Origin of the sequence: Pseudomonas sp. 3HC3 (genome assembly GCF_044904505.1) — a bacterium.
GTDB lineage: Bacteria > Pseudomonadota > Gammaproteobacteria > Pseudomonadales > Pseudomonadaceae > Aquipseudomonas > Aquipseudomonas putida_Y.
This window is the reverse complement of the sequence record NZ_JADDRH010000007.1, coordinates 176,239-192,787: the sequence shown is the minus strand read 5'-3', so window position 1 is coordinate 192,787 and position 16,549 is coordinate 176,239. Positions and strand designations below refer to the sequence as shown.

General features: G+C 64.2%; 14 protein-coding genes. 5 read left to right on the top strand and 9 right to left on the bottom strand.

Features of this window, described 5'->3' with window-relative positions:
* Window positions 1–288: 288 nt before the first annotated feature.
* A complete protein-coding gene (locus tag INQ47_RS13445; RefSeq protein ID WP_404701885.1) occupies window positions 289–726 on the bottom strand; it encodes a carboxymuconolactone decarboxylase family protein in 438 nt (145 codons plus the stop codon).
* A gap of 199 nt (window positions 727–925) precedes the next feature.
* Between INQ47_RS13445 and INQ47_RS13440 the strand changes: the two genes are divergently transcribed.
* Entirely contained in the window at window positions 926–2,122 is a 1,197-nt protein-coding gene (locus INQ47_RS13440; protein WP_404701884.1) for a CynX/NimT family MFS transporter, read from the top strand.
* On the opposite strand, the gene INQ47_RS13435 is transcribed toward INQ47_RS13440, so the two are convergent.
* The 6 genes from INQ47_RS13435 to glcD all read right to left on the bottom strand — a co-directional run bounded on the left by INQ47_RS13435 (window position 2,115) and on the right by glcD (window position 8,306).
* A complete protein-coding gene (locus INQ47_RS13435; protein ID WP_404701883.1) occupies window positions 2,115–3,548 on the bottom strand; it encodes a PLP-dependent aminotransferase family protein in 1,434 nt (477 codons plus the stop codon). The genes INQ47_RS13440 and INQ47_RS13435 overlap by 8 nt on opposite strands.
* 91 nt (window positions 3,549–3,639) lie before the next feature.
* Entirely contained in the window at window positions 3,640–3,978 is a 339-nt protein-coding gene (locus INQ47_RS13430) for a hypothetical protein (RefSeq protein ID WP_252458600.1), read from the bottom strand.
* A 140-nt stretch (window positions 3,979–4,118) separates the two neighbouring features.
* The gene (locus INQ47_RS13425) at window positions 4,119–4,517 is read right to left on the bottom strand and encodes a heme-binding protein (protein WP_252458599.1); all 399 of its coding nucleotides are present in this window, start codon (window positions 4,515–4,517) and stop codon (window positions 4,119–4,121) included.
* The gene (gene glcF / locus INQ47_RS13420) at window positions 4,510–5,745 is read right to left on the bottom strand and encodes a glycolate oxidase subunit GlcF (RefSeq protein ID WP_404701882.1); all 1,236 of its coding nucleotides are present in this window, start codon (window positions 5,743–5,745) and stop codon (window positions 4,510–4,512) included. Before glcF ends, INQ47_RS13425 begins: the two co-directional genes overlap by 8 nt.
* A 9-nt stretch (window positions 5,746–5,754) precedes the next feature.
* A complete protein-coding gene (gene glcE, locus INQ47_RS13415; RefSeq protein ID WP_404701881.1) occupies window positions 5,755–6,807 on the bottom strand; it encodes a glycolate oxidase subunit GlcE in 1,053 nt (350 codons plus the stop codon).
* Complete coding sequence (glcD, locus tag INQ47_RS13410) at window positions 6,807–8,306, bottom strand: glycolate oxidase subunit GlcD (protein WP_404701880.1); 1,500 nt, start codon at window positions 8,304–8,306, stop codon at window positions 6,807–6,809. The genes glcE and glcD overlap by 1 nt, the downstream gene beginning before the upstream one ends.
* Before the next feature lie 195 nt (window positions 8,307–8,501).
* On the opposite strand from glcD, the gene glcC reads away from it, so the two are divergent.
* Window positions 8,502–9,266, top strand: a complete 765-nt coding sequence (gene glcC / locus INQ47_RS13405; RefSeq protein WP_404701879.1) for a transcriptional regulator GlcC — start codon at window positions 8,502–8,504, stop codon at window positions 9,264–9,266.
* Between the two features lie 60 nt (window positions 9,267–9,326).
* On the opposite strand, the gene INQ47_RS13400 is transcribed toward glcC, so the two are convergent.
* On the bottom strand, window positions 9,327–9,644 hold the full coding sequence (locus INQ47_RS13400) for a DUF2388 domain-containing protein (RefSeq protein ID WP_003256154.1): 318 nt from the start codon (window positions 9,642–9,644) through the stop codon (window positions 9,327–9,329).
* 282 nt (window positions 9,645–9,926) lie between these two features.
* Between INQ47_RS13400 and INQ47_RS13395 the strand changes: the two genes are divergently transcribed.
* Entirely contained in the window at window positions 9,927–10,553 is a 627-nt protein-coding gene (locus tag INQ47_RS13395; RefSeq protein WP_103444235.1) for a glutathione S-transferase family protein, read from the top strand.
* Between the two features lie 42 nt (window positions 10,554–10,595).
* Here INQ47_RS13395 and mrdA read toward each other — a convergent pair whose 3' ends face one another.
* Window positions 10,596–12,491, bottom strand: coding sequence for a penicillin-binding protein 2 (gene mrdA / locus INQ47_RS13390; RefSeq protein ID WP_404701878.1), 1,896 nt, complete (start codon window positions 12,489–12,491; stop codon window positions 10,596–10,598).
* Window positions 12,492–13,042: 551 nt separating this feature from the next.
* Here mrdA and INQ47_RS13385 point away from each other — a divergent pair.
* Window positions 13,043–14,383 (top strand): MFS transporter, encoded by a 1,341-nt coding sequence (locus INQ47_RS13385; RefSeq protein ID WP_404701877.1) that lies wholly within the window; start codon window positions 13,043–13,045, stop codon window positions 14,381–14,383.
* A gap of 102 nt (window positions 14,384–14,485) precedes the next feature.
* Window positions 14,486–15,739, top strand: coding sequence for an OprD family porin (locus INQ47_RS13380; RefSeq protein ID WP_404701876.1), 1,254 nt, complete (start codon window positions 14,486–14,488; stop codon window positions 15,737–15,739).
* Window positions 15,740–16,549: the final 810 nt, after the last annotated feature.

The window sequence follows — 16,549 nt, the reverse complement described above, 5'->3', positions numbered from 1 at the left end:
CGCGGGTAAACCCGCTCCTACAGGGCACGCACAGAATTGTGGGGGCGGGCATGCCCGCGAAGAAACCAACGCGGTGGATGGCACCGGCTCTGCCGGTGTTCGCGGGTAAACCCGCTCCTACAGGGCACGCACAGAATTGTGGGGGCGGGCATGCCCGCGAAGAAACCAACGCGGTGGATGGCACCGGCTCTGCCGGTGTTCGCGGGTAAACCCGCTCCTACAGGGCATGCACAGAATTGTAGGAGCGGGCTTGCCCGCGAATAGGCCAGCACAGGCCACCCGAAAGAATCAGGCCGGTACCATGGCAAAGCCGACGCCGAACCGGTTCCAGGCATTGATGGTGGCAATTGCCATGGTCAGGTTGGCCACCTCGCCCGGCTCGAAGTGTTCCTGCAGGGCTTCATATTGCTCTTGCGGCGCACCCCGTTCAGGCAAGCGGGTCAGGCTCTCGACCCAGGCCAGCGCAGCACGTTCACGCGGCGTGAAGTAGCTGGTTTCCTGCCACACGCACAGGGTCTGCAAGCGTGCTTCGGTCTCACCGGCCTTACGTGCATCGTTGGCGTGCAGGTTGACGCAGTAGGCGCAGCCGTTGATCTGCGACGCGCGCAGGCGTATCAGCTCCAGCAGCGAGTTTTCAAGGCCGCTGTTGGCCAGGGCCTGCTCCAGGCCGACCATGGCTTTGTAGGCTTGCGGCGCGTGTCTGGCCCATTCGATACGGTTGTGCATGGCAGTCTCCAAAGTGCGGGGTGGGTATGGCGCTACTGTAGCGCCACTCATTGGTCACCCCGATAGCCAATTTTGCGCATAAGCGGGAGGCCAATCGCCCATTCAGGTGGCCACTGACCTGCATCCAATCTCTTCATTTCTGCCAAGCCAGCCGAGCCGGGATAATGGCCAGTTCCTGCTTCAAGAGAACCGATTCACAATGAGAGCTGCATTGAATCTGTTGCTGGTGATCCTGCTGGCGTTGAACCTGCGGCCGATCCTGACCAGTATCGGCCCGTTACTCGAACCCATGCGCGCCAGCACCGGCCTGGGTTACCAGCAGGCTGCCCTGCTGACGGCGCTACCGGTGCTGTGCATGGGCCTGGTGCCCTTGTTGCAACCGTGGCTGCGACGCTGGGTCAGCGAGCACGGCGGCATGCTTGCGGGCCTGGCCGCGATTGCCCTGGCCTGCCTGTGGCGCCTGCAACTGGATAGCGCCTGGGCGCTGATCGCCAGTGCGCTGGTGGCTGGCCTGGGCGTGGCGGTGGTGCAGGGCATGATGCCGGGGCTGGTCAACCGCTGGTTCCCCGGGCGTCTGGCCGGTGCAATGGGGCTGTACTCGGCGGCACTCATGAGCGGCGGCGGCCTGGCTGCAGTACTCGGGCCACACATCAGCGGCCATTTCGGCTACTGGCAGGCGGGCCTGGGCGTATGGGCGGTCCCGGCCGTGCTGGCGTTGCTGGCGTGGGCCGTGCTGCGGCCAAGGCAGCAGGCGCCGAAGCTGACAGGGATCGCTGGCGGGCATTGGTTCGGCAGCCGCCGGGCGTGGTTGCTGGCCCTGTACTTCGGGCTGATCAATGGCGGCTATACCAGCATGGTGGCCTGGTTGCCGGCTTACCACATCGAACACGGCGGCAGCGCCCAGGGCGGCGCCGACCTGGTGGGCTTGATGACCGTCTTCCAGGTGCTCGGTGCGCTCGGCTTGCCGCTGCTGCTGCGACGTTGGACAGACAGGCGTCCAGGGCTGTGGTTGGCGTTGACGATCCAGCTGGCGGGCTTCCTGGGGCTTCTGCTGATACCTACGGCGGCTTCCGGGTTTTGGGTAGCCATGATCGGCTTTGGCTTGGGTGCCTGTTTCAGCCAGTGCCTGACGTTGACCCTGGAACACCTGAAAACGCCTGCCGAGGCCGGCAGCCTGGCGGCGTTCGTACAGGGCATCGGCTTTATCATCACCGGCATCGTGCCGTATATCACCGGTTGGTTGCGGGATGTCAGTGGCGACTTCCAGGCTTCGTGGACGCTGTTGACCGTGACCGTGCTGGCAATGCTGCTGGTGACCGCGTGCTTCAACCCGCGCGGCTATACGGCAGCCATCGCCCGCCCGACTGCAACAGGCAAGGCCGCAGCAATCAACTGAGGCGTTGCAGGGTATCGCGCACCCGGTCCAGCGCCGGGTCGATATCCAGCAGTTCGATGGCGCCGAAGCCCATCAACAGCCCCGGCCGTACCGGCGCCTCGCTGAAGAATGGCGCCAGTGAATACAGGCCGACTTCTACCTTGCGCGCGAGATTGGCCAGCAACTCCACATCCACCCCAGGTGTAGCCAAGGCACTGAGGTGGAAGCCGGCGCTGGCCGGGATGGGGCGGAACCACGGTGCCAGATCGCCGCCCAGGCGCGCCAGGATGCGCTCGCGGCGTGCGCTGTAGACCTCGTGGCAGCGGCGGATGTGCTTGTTCAGGTGGCCTTCGCCAAGGAAGCGCGCCAGCGCCCACTGCAGCAGGGTAGGGCTATGCCAATCGCTGAGGTGCTTGGCCACGCAAGCGGCCTGCAGTACGGCAGGCGGCAATACGGCATAACCCAGGCGCAGCTCGGGCAGCAAGGTCTTGGAGAAGGTCCCGACGTAGGCTACCAGCCCATGCCGGTCCAGGCGCTGCAGCGCGTCCGAGGCTGGCCCGTGGTAGCGGAATTCACAGTCGTAGTCGTCTTCGATGATCAGTGCACCCAGCTCGGCGGCCCGCGCCAGCAGGGCATGCCGGCGTGGCTCGCTCATCGGCATGCCCAGTGGGAACTGGTGTGAGGGTGTTACGTAGATCAGCCGGGTGCCTTCGGCGATCTGTTCCACGCACAGGCCCTCATCATCCACTGGCACCGATTGCAGGCGTGCACCCAGGGCCAGGAACAATTGCCGTGCCGGCGGGTAGCCAGGATCTTCCATGGCCACCTGGCAGCCCGGTTCGACCAGCACCCGGGCGATCAGGTCCAGCGCTTGCTGGGCGCCGTTGCATACCAGCAGGTCGGCTGCGCTGCAGTGCACCCCGCGTGAGTAGGCGATGTGGTGGGCAATGGCTTCGCGCAGTTCCGGCAAGCCCTGGGCCGGGAATTGTCGCTCGGGGTGGCGCTGGCTACGGCGCAGGGCGTAGTTCAGGCAACTGCGCCATTGGTCGAACGGGAACTGCGCCTTGCTCGAAGCCCCACCGACGAAGTCATAGCGCGATGGCGCCTGCAACTGGCGTTGGCTGAGCACGGTGGCGCGCTGCTGCCAGCGCTCGAGGGATGCGGCGCCGGCCAGGGGGATGGTGGCTGATTCGTTGCTGCGCAGCGGATGGCGTGGGGTGACGAATGTGCCACGGCCGACCACGCCGTTGAGCAGGTTATCGTAGGTCAGCCGCGAATAGGCCTCGGCCACTGTCTTGCGCGATACGCCCAGTTGTTCAGCCAGCAGACGGGTGGGTGGCAGTTGGGTGCCGGCGGCCAGGTGGCCGCTGTCGATACCGTCGCGCAGTTGCTGGTAAAGCTGATCGGCCAGGCCTTTGCGGCCCTCCAGGCGAATGTGCAGTTCCATGGACGGGTCCGGAGCGGAGGATTGCTCAGGATAGCGGATTGGCTGCGACTCAGGTGCTTGTCACAGGCTACGATGATGCCACGCCAACCGCTCAGAGCCGGGCGGTGCTGACAGTGATATAGCCTTTTTCTGCCAGGGCAATGCGTATCACGGTTTCATCTTCTCGCGCGTTGCGGTTGCGCTTGATGCGCACGCCTTCTACCGTCGAAGCCTTCATATGCTCTGAAATGGCCCGCCCGTTCGCGTCGAAGAACACCTCGCTGGCCAGCAACTCGATGCGTTCGATCAATTGCCGGGAATGTTCATCGGTGGCGCAGAAGAACATGACTCCCGACAAGTGCGGGTCGTTGTCGGGGTTGGTCATGTCATGGGCCAGCATTTCGCGCAGGCTGCTGCGCAGTTCGGCGATGGGGCGGGCGTAGGGGTGCATGCGGTGCCTCCTCTGGATCGCGACCTTGCGTCTTCCAGTGCCGATCATGTTTTCTGTGGGCAGAGGCAGCAAGTAGGGCACTTCTGAGGGCTGCGTAGGAAACGTCTTAAGATGCTGGGGCGGTCGCCGAATTACAGGCGCTACAAGGCAGCAGCCCCCGCCTTGGCCACCTGGGCATCCTGTTCGGATTTGACGCCGGATACACCGATGGCACCCACCACCTGGCCTTCCACCCGCAGCGGCACCCCACCTTCCAGGCTGGTCAGCAGGGGCGCGGTCACGAATGCCGTACGGCCGCCATTGACCATCTCTTCATAATCCCGCGTCTCTTTGCGCCCCAGTGCGGCGGTGCGGGCCTTTTCCAGCGCGATGTAGGCACTGGCCGGTGCGCAGCCGTCCAGACGTTCCAGTGCCAGTGGGTGGCCGCCGTCGTCGACCACGGCGATGGTCACGCTCCATTGGCGGGCCTGGGCCTCCTGGCGGGCGGCGGTCAGGATGCGGGCGATTTCGGTCTGGCCGATAACGGATTTGCTAAGCATGGGCGGGCTCCGGGTTCAAGGCGGCTTCGACAATTTCGATCCAGTGGCGCACGGGCGTGCGTCCAGCCCCGTCGAGGTGGGCCTGGCAGCCTATGTTGGCTGTGGCAATGAGGTGCGGCTTACCGCTTTCCAGCGCATTCAGACGATTGTCGCGAAGTTGCAGTGACAGTTCAGGCTGGGTCAGCGAATAGGTCCCCGCCGAGCCGCAGCACAGGTGGCCATCGGGCACTGAGGTCAGGGTAAAGCCGAGCCGCGTCAGCAACGCTTCTACCGCACCGCCCAGCTTCAGGGCGTGCTGCAGGGTGCATGGGCAGTGGAAGGCCAGGCGCTGTTCGGCGCACAGGGCCAATTGTTCGATCGGCTCATCGCGCAAGATTTCCACCAGATCGCGGGAAAGGGCGCTGACCCGGGCGGCCTTGGCAGCGTAATGGGGGTCTTTTTCCAGCAGGTGCCCATAGTCGCGGACAAACGCACCACAGCCGCTGGCGGTCTGCACGATAGCCTCGGCACCCGCTTCGATGGCGGGCCACCAGGCGTCGATATTGCGCCGTGCCCGCTGCAGGCCTTGCGCCTGAGCATTCAGGTGATAGTCCACCGCGCCACAGCATCCGGCTTGCCGGATCGGTTGCACGCTGATGCCCAGGCGGTCGAGCAGCCGCGCAGCAGCGGCATTGGTATTGGGTGACAGGGCCGGTTGCACGCAGCCTTCCAGCATCAGTACCCGGCGCGCATGGCGCACTGCCGGACGCTGGCCGGGTGGGGTGACCTGCGCCGGCAACTTGCGTTTGACTGAGGCCGGTAGCAGCGGGCGCAGCGCCTGGCCGCTGCGGGTCAGGGCCTTGAACAGTGCCGGGCGCGGCACCACCGCACGCAGGCCCAGGCGCAACAGGCGCTGGCTGAGCGGGCGTGGCACTTGCTGCTCGACCACCGCGCGGCCGATGTCCAGCAGATCGTGGTACTTCACCCCGGATGGGCAGGTGGTTTCGCAATTGCGGCAGGTCAGGCAGCGGTCCAGGTGCAATTGGGTACTGGCGGTGACCGGCTCGCCTTCGAGCATCTGCTTGATCAGGTAGATGCGCCCGCGCGGGCCGTCCAGCTCGTCGCCCAGCAACTGGTAAGTAGGGCAGGTGGCGGTGCAGAAACCGCAATGTACACAGGTGCGCAGGATGCGCTCGGCTTCGTCGGCGCGGGCCAGGCGGCGCGATGTTTCGCTAAGGTTGGTTTGCATGGTCTGGCCTCACAGGTCCGGGTACAGGCGACCAGGGTTGAACACCCCCTGGGGATCGAGCTGCTGCTTGAGGGCGCGGTGGTAGCGCATCAGTGCAACCGGCAACGGCGGGTTGCTGGCTGCACCGGGGGCGTAGCAGGTGGCGTGACCGCCCACCCTGGCCACCTGATCGCGAATGGCCTGCGCCGGCGCGCAGGTCTTGAGCCAGCGCTGGGCACCCCCCCAGTCGATCAGTTGCTGGCCGGGCAGGTCCAGCTCGCCGGTAACGGTGGGTACGGACAGGCGCCACAGGGGGGCGGCGTCGGTAAAGAACGCCAGGCGCTGCTCGCGCAGGTCGCTCCAGAAGCGGTTATCGAGTGTTTCGCCCCCCAGCCGTTGGCGTGCCGACTGCACCGACCCTTCGCCGCCTTCCAGGCGCAGGTACAGCGTTTCGCCGTCATGGCAGGCGGCGCTGATCGGCAGCGGTTGCTGGCCCCATTCGGCCAGCTCGGCCAGCGCTTCATTGCGCCCCATCGGCAGGCGCAGGCTCAGGCACAGGCGCGGCCGTGGCAGCACTTTCAGCGAAACTTCGGTCAGCAGCCCCAGGCATCCGAAGCTGCCCGCCATCAGACGTGACACATCGTAGCCGGCGACGTTCTTCATCACCTCGCCACCAAAGCGCAGCAGCTTGCCGTGGCCGGTGATCACCCGTGTACCCAGTACAAAGTCGCGCACCGACCCGGCCCACGGCCGTCGAGGGCCAGACAACCCCGTCGCGACCATGCCGCCCAAGGTGGCCTCGGGGCCCAGGTGGGGTGGCTCGCAGGGCAGCATCTGGCCAGCCTCGTGCAGGGCTGCCTCGATCTCGCGCAGAGGGGTACCGGCGCGGGCCGTGAGTACCAGCTCGGTGGGGTCGTAGCTGACAATGCCGCGGTGGTTGCGGGTGTCGAGTACTTCGCCGGCCACCGGGTTGCCGAGCATCGCTTTGCTGTTGCTGCCCTGGATACGCAGCGGCGTACCTTCGTTCAGCGCCTGGTTGACCTGCTCCAACAGCGTCTGGCTCATGTCGCGGTCCATGCTCATCAGAAGCGCTCCAGCTCGGGGAAGGGCAGTTGCCCATGGTGCACATGCAGGGCGCCGAATTCGGCGCAGCGGTGCAGGGTGGGAATGTTCTTGCCGGGGTTGAGCAGGCCCTGGGGGTCGAAGGCGGCCTTCACCGCGTGGAACAGGGTAATTTCGTCGCTGTTGAACTGCGCGCACATCTGGTTGATCTTCTCGCGCCCCACGCCATGTTCACCGGTGATGCTGCCGCCCACCTTCACACACAGCTCCAGAATCTTGCCGCCGATCGCTTCGGCACGCTCCAGCTCGCCGGGCAGGTTGGCATCGAAGAGGATCAAAGGGTGCATGTTGCCGTCGCCGGCATGGAACACGTTGGCCACCCGCAGGCCGTACTCCGCGGACAGGTCGCTGATGCCCTTGAGCACCCGTGGTAACTCGCGGCGCGGGATGGTGCCGTCCATGCAGTAGTAGTCCGGGGAGATGCGCCCCACGGCCGGAAAGGCGTTCTTGCGTCCGGCCCAGAAGCGAACACGCTCGGCTTCGTCGCAGGCCTGGCGCACCTCGCGGGCCCCGGCTTGCGTCAGCACCGCGGCGACGCGCTGGCAGTCGTCGTGTACATCGGCTTCCACGCCATCCAGTTCGCACAGCAGGATCGCCGCTGCGTCCACCGGGTAGCCGGCATGGATGAAGTCTTCAGCGGCGCGGATCGCCAGGTTGTCCATCATCTCCAGGCCGCCGGGAATGATGCCGGCAGCGATGATGTCGGCGACTGCCCGGCCGGCGTCCTCGACGCATTCGAAACTGGCCAGTATCACCCGCGCCACCTGGGGCTTGGGCAGCAGCTTGACGGTGACTTCGGTGACGATACCGAGCATGCCTTCGGAGCCGGTGAACAAAGCCAGCAGGTCGAAGCCGGGGCTGTCCAACGCATCGCTGCCCAGGCTCAGGCGTTCGCCCTCGACTGTGAGGATTTCCACCTTGAGCACATTGTGTACGGTCAGGCCGTACTTGAGGCAGTGCACGCCACCGGCGTTTTCGGCGACGTTGCCCCCGATCGAGCAGGCAATTTGCGAGGAAGGGTCTGGTGCGTAGTACATGCCATGGGGGGCGGCGGCCTGGGAAATGGCCAGGTTGCGTACGCCCGGCTGCACGCGGGCGTAGCGCCCCTGCGGGTTGACCTCAAGGATGCGGTTGAAGCGTGCCATCACCAGCAGGATGCCCTTGGCCAGCGGCAGGGCACCACCCGACAGGCCGGTACCGGCGCCACGCGCAACCACCGGTACGCCGCGCTGGTGGCAAAGCTTCAGCAGCGTCTGCACCTGTTCCAGGCGCTCAGGCAGCACCACCAGCAGTGGCACTGTGCGGTAGGCCGACAGGCCGTCGCATTCGTACGGTTTGAGGTCTTCATCGCGGTGCAGGATTTCAAGGTCCGGCAGGGCGTCGCGCAGCGCCTGCAACAGGGCGGCCCGGTCCACGTCAGGCAGTACGCCATCGAGGCGTTCGTCGTACAGGATATTCATCGGCTCACTCGGCAACGGTTTTTATTGTTGTTGGCAAAGCGGTCACCGATGCAGCGTGCGCGTGCTAGCGGCCGGGGTCGAGTGAGATGTTGACTGGTCCTACCAGTTTCTTCGGACAGTACTGTTTACTCACGGCTCTGTCCGGCTAGATTGGCGCTATAAGTCAAAGTGGTCCTACCAGCAGGAGTGTGTGCAGTGGGTACTGAAGGCAAGGTCAAGGTCGCCGACCAGGTGGCTGAACGGGTCGAGCGGCTTATCGTCGAAGGTGTGCTCAAGGTGGGCCAGGCGCTGCCGTCGGAGCGGCGGCTGGTGGAGAAGCTTGGCTGTTCACGTTCGGCGTTACGGGAGGGACTGCGCGTTTTGCGCGGGCGCGGCATCATCGACACCGAACAGGGGCGGGGTTCGTTTGTCGCCGATCTCACCGGGCAGGCGGGTGCTACGCCTTTGATGCACCTGTTCAGTTCGCAACCGCGTACGCTGTTCGACCTGCTGGAGGTCCGGGCGTTGCTGGAGGCTGAGTCGGCGCGGTTGGCTGCGTTGCGCGCTACCGACGTCGACCGCCTGCTGATCCGCCGGCGCTATGAAGCAATGCTGGCTGCGCACGAGGCTGCGCAGGCGCTGGATGCCCGTGAGCATGCCCGTCGTGACCATGCCTTTCACCGGGCGATCAGTGAGGCGTCGCATAACCCGGTGCTGGTGCATACCCTGCAATCGCTCAGTGACCTGACGCTGAGCACCGTGTTTGCTTCGGTCAACAATTTGTATTGCCGGCCAGCGCAGAAACGCCAGATTGATCGGCAGCATGCGCGGTTGTATCGCGCGGTGATGGAGCAAATGCCCGAGCAGGCGCAGCGGGCGGCGCGTGAGCATATCTACGGCATACGCGACAGTTTGCAGGAGATCGAGCAGGAAGAGCAGCGCCTGGTCAGGGCGACCATGCGCATGGATGGCTGGGGGTGAAGCGGCACTGTACCGGCCCTCTCGCGTCGAACCGCCGCGAAAGGGCCGGTACAGGTTTACTCAATGGTCAGCCACAGGGTCATCTTGCGACAGGATGGCCCGGGCCAGCTCTTCATCATTGGCCTGAAGCCCTGGATGGTCCTTGCGGGCCTGTTCAAGCGCCGATTCCACATAGGCGCCACGGATGGCACCGCCGCTGGCGACGAACGCTGAAAGTTCGTCACGGGCCGGGATGATCCGTTTGTCGTCCTTGAAGGTCGAATACAGCGAAGCGGAAATACCGGCCGAGGTGGCGACGTCGCCCGCATCGACGCGGGCCAGGGCAGCGCCGGCAGGCATCAGGAGCAGCAGCGCAGGGGCGAGCAGTAGGTGGCGCATGTCGTGTTCTCCAGTAGCGTGAAGCACAGGGAAATAAACCACTCAGTGTCTAAGACGGCCGGGGCGTTCAGGTAGTTCCCTGCTCTTGGGTGGAGCGTGTCGAGAGGGAAAGTGCACCTGCCGCTGACGAGGCGGCTGAACTCACGGTTTTCAAGGTGCCGGCGGAGTGCGTCATGGATTGACCGCGTCGGGATGCGCGTGATTTGCTTGGGTGGATGGCACTTCACGGGCAAGCCCGCAGAGGGCTCTGCCGATCATTCAAAGGAAACTGAAGGTTCGCCCATGTCCGACTACAAGCTGCATTGCTTCGCCGAATCCGGCAACGCCTACAAGGTTGCGCTCATGCTTGAACTCACCGGTCAGAAATGGCAGCCGGTGTTCGTCGACTTCTTCCATGGCCAGACCCGTGAGCAAGCCTGGCGCGATGAGGTGAACGAGCAGGGCGAGGTGCCGGTGATGGAACACGCTGGCAAGCGTTTCACCCAATCTGCGCTGATCCTGGAATACCTTGCCGAACAGACCGGCCAGTTCGGGCCCCGCGATGAAGACGAAAAACGCGAGATCTGGCGCTGGATGCTGTTCGACAACCATAAGTTCACCAGCTACTACGCTATGCTGCGCTTTCTGTTCTGCCTGAAGAACACCGGTGAAACCGATGTCACGAGGTTCCTGCGCGAGCGTGCCAAGGCGGCTTACCGTATTGTCGACGCGCACCTGGCGAAGACGCCATTCATGGTCGGTGGCCGGTTGACCATTGCCGACCTGTCGTTGGCGGGGTATGTGTTCATGCCAGAAGACACCGGTATCCCGCTGGCAGAGTTCACCCACATTGAGGCCTGGAAAGCCCGCATCCAGGCGCTGCCGGGGTGGAAGCACCCGTATGAGCTGATGCCGCGCACGGCATCCTGACTCGTTCGCGGCCAAGGCCGCCTCCACTGCGGCCCCGCAAAATCAGGTGTGTGGCACACCCCGAGTGGGTGCGCCGCCCGCATACTCCGGCTTCAGGTGCCCTTGCTCATCCAGTAGATAGGCGTCCATCACCTCCCGTACCACCGGCCCTGCGACCCGGCCCCCAGCCTCGCCGTTCTCGATCATCACCGCCACCACCACGCTGGGATGCTCGGCCGGAGCAAAGCCGACAAACAGGGCGTTGTCGCGGTGGCGCTCCAGGGTCTTGTTGCGGTTGTAACGCTCACCCTGCTTGATCGCCACCACCTGCGCGGTACCGCTTTTGCCGGCAATTCGGTACTGGGCACCGGCGGCCGCGGCACGGGCAATACCGCGCGGGTCGTGCATGACCATCTGCATGCCCTGGTTGACCTGGTCCCAGGCATGCTTGTCGTGCAGAACGATGTCGGGCATGGGGTGGGGGTCGATCGGCGTGTCGCCGCCCACGGTCATGGCCAGGTGCGGGCGGTGCCACACGCCCTTGCTTGCCAACAGGCTGGTGGCCTGGGCCAGCTGCAGGGGGGTGACCTGCATATAGCCTTGGCCAATGCCCAGGATCAGTGTCTCGCCCGGGAACCAGGCCTGGCGTCGCGTAGCGCGCTTCCACTCGGGCGAGGGCATCAGCCCGGAGGCCTCCTCGAACATGTCCAGCGACACCTTCTGGCCCAGGCCGAACTCGGCCATGTAGTCGTGCAGGCGGTCGATGCCTAGCTTGTGCGCCAGGTCGTAGAAGTAGGTGTCGTTGGAACGCATGATGGCGGTGTACATGTCCACCCAGCCGTCGCCGCTGCGGTTCCAGTTGCGGTACTTGTGGTGATAGTTGGGCAGCTCGTAGTAGCCCGGGTCGAATACCCGGCTGCCAGGGGTGATCACCCCGCTGTCGAGGCCAGCGATGGCCACTTCAGGCTTCACGGTCGAGCCAGGCGCATACAGGCCGCGCAGGACGCGGTTGAACAGTGGGCGGTCGATGGAATCGCGCAGCGCAGCATACTGCTTGAAGCTGATGCCCTTGACGAACAGGTTGGGGTCGAAGCTGGGGTTGCTGACCATCGCCAGTACGTCACCATTGGCCGGGTCCAGCACCACCACCGAGCCACGGCGGTCACCCAGCGCTTTTTCTGCGGCTACCTGCAAATGGGCGTCCAGGGTGAGCACTATGTCCTGCCCTGGGGTCGGGGCCTTGTGGTTGAGCACACGCATCACCCGCCCTTGAGCGTTGGTCTCGACCTCTTCGTAGCCCACGTGGCCATGCAGCTGGCTTTCGTAGAAGCGCTCGATGCCGGTCTTGCCAATCGATTGGGTGCCGCGGTACTCCGTGCTGTCGAGCGTCTTGGCTTCTTTCTCGTTGATGCGCCCCACATAGCCCACTGAATGAGCGAAATGCTCGGCCAGTGGGTACTCGCGGATGAATTGCGGCTCTACATCCAGGCCTGGCAGGCGGAACTGGTTCACGGCGACCAGGGCGATCTGTTCCTCGCTCAGGCCCACCATGAGGGTCACGGGCTCGAACGGTTTGCGGCCACGGCGCAGATCTTTGTCGAACTGCTTACGGTCGTCTTCGGTCAGGCCCAGCACCTGCGTCAGGGTGTCGAGCACTTTGGCCGAGTCGCCGCCGGCCCGCTCGCGGGTCATGGTCAGGTCGAAGCTGGGCTTGTTGTCGGCCAGTACCACGCCGTTGCGGTCGTAGATCAGCCCGCGTTCGGGGGCGATGGGCAACACGTGCACGCGGTTGTTTTCCGACACGGCCGTTTGTTGGGCGTGCTGCAGCACTTGCAGCACATAGAGCCGGCCAACCAGGACGGCACACAGGCTGAACACCATGGCGGCGCAGGCCAGAAGCCGACGGTTGACCAGGTGTTTTTCCTTTTCGTGGTCCTTTAGAGGGATAGGTTGCGGCATCAGTGAATCGATCCTGAGGGGTAGCAGTACGCGCGCGATCGGGCCGCGGATGCTACGCAACCCGTACTGCCCCCTCAAGACGAGCCCCGGCTGCCCGCTGGCTGGCATCGGCTGTGTGCCCCATGATCAGGGCGCTGAGGGGGAACATGAAGATTTGTTCATTGCGCATTGATGAGGGTGGCACAAATCTGGTTTGCGATGACTTTGTGGATCCACAATTGGATTTTGTTCGATAACCGAACATCAAGTCTCTAAGGTGGTAATGGATTAACTATTTGATTTAAATAGTAAAAATTAGTTTGCTACCAGCTATTTACTGAAATTTGCCGCGCAAAATTGAGATTCAGTGCTTTCGTCATGTTGTCTATGGATCCATTATCTGGTTGATTAGCGCCTGACAACGGCCGGAGCCCTCCTGCCGTATGCGATAACAATTACAAAAAGGGTCCAGTCATGAATGGCTATCCAACGGCACTGAACCGTCAGGGTTCTGCCTGCGCGTGCGCATCTTTCCTCTCGCCTGTGGCCAAGCCTGGCCGACAGGTGACCCCATGAATACCGATCTCAAGCAACGTCTGGACAACGACCCGATGGGCCGCTTTCAGTGCCTGGCCATTGGTATTTGCATCATCCTCAACATGATCGATGGCTTCGACGTGCTGGTCATGGCCTTCACCGCCGCCTCTGTGTCTGCCGAGTGGAGCCTGAACGGGGCGCAGGTAGGGCTTCTGCTCAGTGCCGGCTTGTTCGGTATGGCGGCCGGGTCATTGTTCATCGCGCCGTGGGCTGACCGCTTTGGCCGACGCCCGCTGATCCTGCTGTGCCTGGCGCTGTCCGGTATCGGCATGCTGCTCTCGGCACTTAGCCAGAGCCCGCTGCAACTGGCGCTGCTGCGTGGTCTGACTGGGCTGGGCATTGGTGGCATCCTGGCCAGCAGCAATGTGATTGCCAGTGAATATGCCAGCAAACGCTGGCGCGGCTTGGCGGTTAGCCTGCAGTCCACTGGTTATGCGCTGGGCGCGACCCTGGGCGGTTTGCTGGCGGTATGGCTGCTGGGGCATTGGGGCTGGCGTTCGGTATTTCTGTTTGGCGGCATCGTCACCGTACTGGTGATCCCGCTGGTACTGCTGTGGCTGCCAGAGTCGCTGGACTTTCTGCTGGCGCGCCGGCCGGCCAATGCTCTGGCCCGGGTCAACCGTCTGGCCGTGCGCCTCGGTCAACCGGCATTGGCGCAACTGCCGGCTGTTGCCGCAAGGGCAGAGGGTGCCAGCAGCGGTTTCAGGCAACTGCTGGCGCCGGCCATGCGCCGCACCACGCTGGTGATCTGGTTGCTGTTCTTCCTGGTCATGTTCGGCTTCTACTTCGTCATGAGCTGGACGCCAAAACTGTTGGTGGCCGCCGGCTTGTCGGCCCAGCAAGGCATCACCGGCGGCGTGCTGTTGAGCGTGGGCGGCATCCTTGGCGCGGCGCTGATCGGCGGCCTGGCTTCGCGCTGGCCACTGACTCGCGTGCTGGCGTTGTTCATGCTCATTACCGCAGCGCTGCTGGTGCTGTTCGTGGCCAATGGGGCTTCGGTCACTGCGGCGCTGGCGTTGGGGCTGCTGATCGGGCTGTTTTCCAACGGCTGCGTGGCTGGGCTGTATGCCTTGTCGCCGGTGGTCTACGACGCCTCGGTACGCGCCACCGGCGTGGGCTGGGGTATCGGCATCGGCCGCATGGGCGCGATCCTGTCGCCGACCGTGGCTGGCGTGTTGCTCGATGGCGGCTGGCAACCCCTGCATCTGTATGGCGTGTTCGCCATCGTATTCGTGCTTGCCGCGGGTTGCCTGCTGTTGCTGCGCCCGATGAACAAGCCGGCGTCCACCCTGCCTGCTGATGCACTGAGCCACTGAGTGCAACCCGGCCTGGCCGGGTATCTGAATGCAACTTCCTGCTCCGGGTCATGCTGGCCTGGGGCGGTCTGCTGCGCCTATTGAAAGCGGAGAACAATAATAATGATGGATACAACTTGCACGCTGGCCCGTTCGGCCCTGGCAGTTTCGCTGGCGTTTGGTCTCGGTTTGCCGGCCTGGGCCGATGAAGGGGGCTTCTTTGAAGGTGCCAAGGGCGGGCTGACACTGCGCAACTACTATTTCAACCGTGATTTCCGCGACCCGGGGGCAGCCAAGGGCAAGGTTGAAGAGTGGGCCCAGGGCTTCATCTTCAAGTTCAGCTCGGGCTACACCCCAGGGCTGATCGGTTTTGGCCTGGACGGTATCGCCCTGTTCGGCGTGAAACTGGACAGCGGCCGCGGCACCAGCGGCTCAGAACTGCTGCCGGTGCACGATGACGGGCGTGCGGCCGACGACTACGGTCGGGCAGGGCTGGCGGCGAAGCTGCGTATTTCCGCGACCGAGCTGAAGGTGGGGGAGTTGTTGCCGGATATTCCACTGCTGCGCTACGACGATGGTCGTCTGCTACCGCAGACCTTCCGTGGCGCGATGCTCGACTCGCGAGAAGTCGAAGGCCTGAGCCTGCAGGCCGGCCAGTACCGCGAGGTGAGCTTGCGCCACTCTTCGGACATGCAGGACCTATCTGCCTGGGCCGCACCCGGAGTCACCTCGGACGGGTTCAACTACGCCGGTGCCGAGTACCGCTTCAACCAACAACGCACACTGATCGGCGCCTGGCACGCGCAGTTGGAGGACATCTACCAGCAAAGCTACTTCAACCTGCTGCACAGCCAGCGGGTCGGGGAGTGGACGTTGGGGGCCAACCTTGGCTACTTCATCGACCGGGATGACGGACAGGCGCGCATCGGCGACATCCAGAGTCGCACCGGCTACGCCTTGCTGTCAGCTTCGCACAGTGGCCACACGCTGTACCTGGGGTTGCAGAAGGTCAGTGGCGACAGCCCGTGGATGTCGGTGTACGGCAGCAGTGGGCGAACCCTGGGCAACGACATGTTCAACGGCAACTTCAGCAATGCTGACGAGCGCTCGTGGCAAGTGCGTTACGACTACAACTTTGCTGCGCTGGGTGTGCCAGGGCTGTTGGCCATGGTGCGCTACGGCCACGGCGAGAATGCCACGACGGCGGCGGGCAGCAATGGTAAGGAGTGGGAGCGCGATGCCGAGGTGAACTACACCTTCCAGAGCGGGGCTTTGAAGAACCTCAACATCCGGCTGAACAACGCGACCAACCGGCGCAGCTTCAACAGTGATCTCGACCAGACACGCCTGATCGTCAGTTACCCGCTGACCTTGTAGAGGCGGGTTCACCCGCGAACACTGGCGCAGCCGGTGCCATGCCCCGCGTCGCTTGCTTCGCGGGTAAACCCGCTCCTACATCCACAGCGCATGTCTTGAGCCAGGTTGGTTTCCAGGCGTTAGCGCGCCCCCCCCGTAGGAGCGGGTTCACCCGCGAACACCGGCGCAGCCGGTGCCATGCCCCGCGTCGCTTGCTTCGCGGGTAAACCCGCTCCTACATCCACAGCGCATGTCTTGAGCCAGGCTGGTTTCCAGGCGTTAGCTCGTCCCCCCGTAGGAGCGGGTTCACCCGCGAACACCGGCGCAGCCGGTGCCATGCCCCGCGTCGCCTGCTTCGCGGGTAAACCCGCTCCTACATCCACAGCGCATGTCTTGAGCCAGGCTGGTTTCCAGGCGTTAGCGCGCCCCCCCGTAGGAGCGGGTTCACCCGCGAACACCGGCGCAGCCGGTGCCATGCCCCGCGTCGTCTGCTTCGCGGGTAAACCCGCTCCTACATCCACAGCGCGTGTCTTGAGCCAGGTTGGTTTCCAGGCGTTAGCTAGTCCCCCCGTAGGAGCGGGTTCACCCGCGAACACCGGCGCAGCCGGTGCCATGCCCCGCGTCGCCTGCTTCGCGGGTAAACCCGCTCCTACATCCACAGCGCAGGTCTTGAGCCAGGTTGGTTTCCAGGCGTTAGCTCGTCCCCCGTAGGAGCGGGTTCACCCGCGAACACCGGCGCAGCCGGTGCCATGCCCCGCGTCGCCTGTTTCGCGGGTAAACCCGCTCCTACACAGGCCTGCAGCAACCCCTCAGCTTGCGCTAAGATGCCCG

What these genes read in the sequence shown, in the direction of transcription:
- INQ47_RS13445 (WP_404701885.1), bottom strand. Translation starts at nt 726, where the DNA reads ATGCACAACCGTATCGAATGGGCCAGACACGCGCCGCAAGCCTACAAA.
- INQ47_RS13440 (WP_404701884.1), top strand. Translation starts at nt 926, where the DNA reads ATGAGAGCTGCATTGAATCTGTTGCTGGTGATCCTGCTGGCGTTGAAC.
- INQ47_RS13435 (WP_404701883.1), bottom strand. Translation starts at nt 3,548, where the DNA reads ATGGAACTGCACATTCGCCTGGAGGGCCGCAAAGGCCTGGCCGATCAG.
- INQ47_RS13430 (WP_252458600.1), bottom strand. Translation starts at nt 3,978, where the DNA reads ATGCACCCCTACGCCCGCCCCATCGCCGAACTGCGCAGCAGCCTGCGC.
- INQ47_RS13425 (WP_252458599.1), bottom strand. Translation starts at nt 4,517, where the DNA reads ATGCTTAGCAAATCCGTTATCGGCCAGACCGAAATCGCCCGCATCCTG.
- glcF (WP_404701882.1), bottom strand. Translation starts at nt 5,745, where the DNA reads ATGCAAACCAACCTTAGCGAAACATCGCGCCGCCTGGCCCGCGCCGAC.
- glcE (WP_404701881.1), bottom strand. Translation starts at nt 6,807, where the DNA reads ATGAGCATGGACCGCGACATGAGCCAGACGCTGTTGGAGCAGGTCAAC.
- glcD (WP_404701880.1), bottom strand. Translation starts at nt 8,306, where the DNA reads ATGAATATCCTGTACGACGAACGCCTCGATGGCGTACTGCCTGACGTG.
- INQ47_RS13400 (WP_003256154.1), bottom strand. Translation starts at nt 9,644, where the DNA reads ATGCGCCACCTACTGCTCGCCCCTGCGCTGCTGCTCCTGATGCCTGCC.
- INQ47_RS13395 (WP_103444235.1), top strand. Translation starts at nt 9,927, where the DNA reads ATGTCCGACTACAAGCTGCATTGCTTCGCCGAATCCGGCAACGCCTAC.
- mrdA (WP_404701878.1), bottom strand. Translation starts at nt 12,491, where the DNA reads ATGCCGCAACCTATCCCTCTAAAGGACCACGAAAAGGAAAAACACCTG.
- INQ47_RS13385 (WP_404701877.1), top strand. Translation starts at nt 13,043, where the DNA reads ATGAATACCGATCTCAAGCAACGTCTGGACAACGACCCGATGGGCCGC.
- INQ47_RS13380 (WP_404701876.1), top strand. Translation starts at nt 14,486, where the DNA reads ATGATGGATACAACTTGCACGCTGGCCCGTTCGGCCCTGGCAGTTTCG.